At 76.2% G+C, this 3,270-nt stretch carries 3 protein-coding genes; all 3 read right to left on the bottom strand.

Features of this window, described 5'->3' with window-relative positions; genetic code table 11:
- On the bottom strand, positions 1 to 507 hold a 507-nt coding region (locus ABD308_RS37185; protein ID WP_344345011.1), incomplete at its 3' end, for a GTPase.
- Positions 504 to 1,448, bottom strand: coding sequence for a TRAFAC clade GTPase domain-containing protein (locus ABD308_RS37180; RefSeq protein ID WP_344345009.1), 945 nt, complete (start codon positions 1,446 to 1,448; stop codon positions 504 to 506). The genes ABD308_RS37185 and ABD308_RS37180, both read right to left, overlap by 4 nt.
- A 4-nt stretch (positions 1,449 to 1,452) precedes the next feature.
- Positions 1,453 to 3,270: dynamin family protein (locus ABD308_RS37175; protein WP_344345007.1), on the bottom strand; the 1,818-nt coding region annotated here is incomplete at its 5' end.

Here is a 3,270-nt window from a genome sequence, read left to right as displayed (position 1 = left end):
GCAGTCACCGGCGGGCCGCAGTCCGGCGGCCTCCACGACCACCTCGGCGAGCCGGTCGGCGTCCCCGCCGAGGTCCCGGGGGTCGCGCGGCAGGCCGCCGGGCCGCCACTGGGTGGTGCCGTCGCGCAGCCGGACCTGGAGCCGGTTGAGCCGGCCGGGGCGGAACCAGGCGACCAGCGTGGTGCACTCGGTGGCGGCGGAGGCGGCGAGCCGGCGGCCGAGCAGGGAGTTCACCAGGGTGGACTTGCCCGCGTTCATCCGGCCGCCGACGGCGATCCGCAGGGTGCGCTCGGCCAGCCGCTCGTGGACGGCGCGCACCCCGTCGGCGGACGGGCCCGGGGGCAGCCGTCCGGCCAGCTCGGCGCAGAACCCGGCCACCACCGGGGCGAGTTCGGTGCCGGCCGGTTGCGCCCCGGCCCGTTCCGGTCCGGCCTGTTCCGCTCCGGCCTGTTCCGCTCCGGCCTGTTCCGCTCCGGCCTGTTCCGCTCCGGCCGGCGGGACGGTCACCGGGTCACCGCCGGGGCGGACGCGCCGGCCGGCGGGGCGGTGCCGCGCTGCTCGCGCTCCAGCAACTTGGCCAGGCGGCGGGCGGGTCGGCTCAGCCCGGCCACCTCCTCCTTGCGCTCCCGCACCTCTCCCTCCCAGTACGCGAGCCGCTTGGCCGCACTCTCCACCCCCTTGAACCAGGAGACCAGGCTGTCGATCCCGTTGGCCTCCCGGCGCAGGTCCTTGACGAAGCCGTTCGCCGTCTCCAGGCGGTTCTCGGCCTGCCGCGCCCGGTGGTCGAGCAGGGTGGACAGGCACCACAGGACCGGCACGGCGACCCCGCGCGGCGAGCGCCCGCAGGAGACCGCGACCGTCGCCCCGCGGACCCGTCCGCCGCCGGCGAGCAGTTCCTCCAGCGGGGCCGCGGCGGCCCGGGCCCGGGCCCAGTCGGCGGGTCCGGCGAGCAGGTCGGACTTGGTGTAGGCGAGGACGATCGGCAGCGGGGTGGACCCGTCGCCGACGGCCCGGTGCAGCAGCACGACGGTGCGGCGCACCTCGTCGTGGGAGTCGGGGTCGGTGGCGAGGCGGTGGGCGTCGGCGAAGACCACCACCGCGTCGGCGTCGGTGAGGCGGCCCAGCAGCCGCGCGGTCTCCGGGTCGTCGGCGGCCGAGTCGGTGAGCGCGCCGCCCCGGTAGTCGGTCCAGTGGAAGCCCGTGACCTCCCTGCGCCCGTACTCCAGTACGGCCTCCAGGTCGGTGCTCCGGGAGGTCGGCGGCGGATAGATCCCCTTCGCCAACCGCTTTCCGGTGTCCTTCAGCCGGCTCGCGACCGCGCTGTCCGCGGCGACCAGCCGGAAGCCCTTGCGCCCGGCGGCGAGGTGGGTGAACGCCGCGGCGAGGTAGCTGCTCTTGCCCGCGCTGCTGTGGCCGAGGGCGACCACCCGCAGGTTCGTCAGGTCCATCCGGTCAGCTCCTGTCCGGGTCGGGCGTGCCGGGGGTGGCGCCGAGGCCGTGGGAGAGGGCGAGGCCTTCGTCGCGCAGGGCGGTGAGCGAGCCGATCCGGCGCTTGGCGCGGTCCCGGGCGGCGGCGAGGTCGGCCGTCGCGGTGGCCAGGTTGCGCCGGTGGTCGACGAGCTGGCGCTCCAGCCGGAGCCGCTCGTCGGCGATCGCCTGGTCGAGCGCGGCGGCGAGCCGGTCGGTCAGCTCGTCGACGTGGCTGGTGATCTGGGCGGGGATCTCGGTGCTCAGCTCGGTGAGCACCCGGTTGAGGTGGCGGGTGGCGTCGCCGCGCACCCGGCCGAGTTCGGCGCGCCGGCGACGGCGGCGGGTGAGCACGGCGAGCATCGCGTAACTGGCCACGGCGGGCAGCAGCACGCTGCTGGTGACCAGGGCGACCACGGTGCCGAAGGTGGCGGCGGTGCCGACCGACGGGATGACGCTCTCGATCATGCCCAGGGCGCCGCCCTCCTGGTGCGTGGTGTGCACCATCTCCGGCAGGGCGGCGGCGCGTTCGGCCCGGATGACGGCGCCGTCGTCGGTCACCGCGAGCTCCGCGCCGGCCCCTTCGCCGCCCGCCCGACCGGAGTCCGTCCGACCGGCGTCCAGCACCGTGGCGCACTCGCGCCGCACCCGCTCCTCCAGCACGGCCAGGCCGCGCCGGGCGGCGTTGTCCAGCTGCAGCCAGACCGCCTCCACCTGGGCCTCCAGCTCGGCCGGGAACTCCTGGGCCAGGGCGGTCGGTTCGGAGGTGGCGATCCTCGCCTCGGCGTGCTGACGGACGTCGTTGAGGCTGCGCCGGAAGCCGAGCTGCAGGGTGTTCTTGAGGTCGCGGGCGCCGGTGCCGAGGGCGCGCCGCCACTGGGCGCTCTCCGGCTGGAGCAGGCGCAGCGCCTCCTCGGCGCGCTCGACCTCGGCGGCCAGGGTGGGGTCCTGGTGGAGCGAGCGCAGGCGCAGCTCCTGCTCGGCGAGCGGGACGGCGAGCGCGGCGAGGGCGACGTGCACCACGTTGGCCAGGCGCAGCTCGGCGGCGCGCGAGGCGATCCGGCGGCGCAGCAGCGCGTCCAGCGGCTCGAATCCGCTCTCCTCCAACAGCTCCTCGGCGTCCTGGAGTTCACCCGCGTCGGCGGCTTCGGCGGCGTCCCGGCGGGCGCGGTTGCTGACCGGGAACCAGGGGGCGTCGGCGTGCCGGGGGGCGTGCCGGGCGAGCAGTTCGCGGTTGCGTTCGAGGACGGTGGGCCAGGCGTCGTGGCTGTCGGTCTTGGTGAGCACGAACACCGTCTCGGCGGTGCGTTCGGTGGCGCGGGCGAGGAAGTCCAGTTCGGAGCGGGTGAGTTCGCTGGAGCCGTCGACGACGAAGACCAGCGCGTCGGCGTTCTCCAGTGCGGCCAGGGCGAGTTGGGCGTGACCGCTGACCAGGCCGCCGACGCCCGGGGTGTCGACGAGTTCCAGGCCGGCGGCGAGCAGCGGGACGGGCAGTTCGACCTCCACGTGGTGCACGTCGAGGCGGTGCGGTCGGCCGGTGGCCGGGTCGACGGCGGCGTACTCGGCGATCCGCTCCAGCGGGACCGGCTCCGGGCGCGGCACGCCGTCGGGGCCGTCCGGGGAGGCGGCGGTGGGGAGGAGGAAGGCCTCGGCGCGCGGACGTTCGCCGTGCCGGACGACGACGTGCACCCCGGTGGCGACGTCGGCGTCGACCGGGAGCAGGTCCCAGACGCCGACCAGGCTGTTGATGGTGGAGCTCTTGCCGCGCTTCTTCTCGCCGACGACGACCAGGGAGGCGGCGGC

The organism is Kitasatospora putterlickiae, assembly GCF_039527695.1.
Taxonomy (GTDB): Bacteria; Actinomycetota; Actinomycetes; order Streptomycetales; family Streptomycetaceae; genus Kitasatospora; species Kitasatospora putterlickiae.
Note: the sequence above shows the minus strand (reverse complement) of the source record. Positions and strands in the feature narration are given on the sequence as shown.

Bases quoted from the DNA above. Each gene is read 5' to 3' on its own strand.
- ABD308_RS37180 (WP_344345009.1), bottom strand. From the start codon at position 1,448: ATGGACCTGACGAACCTGCGGGTGGTCGCCCTCGGCCACAGCAGCGCG.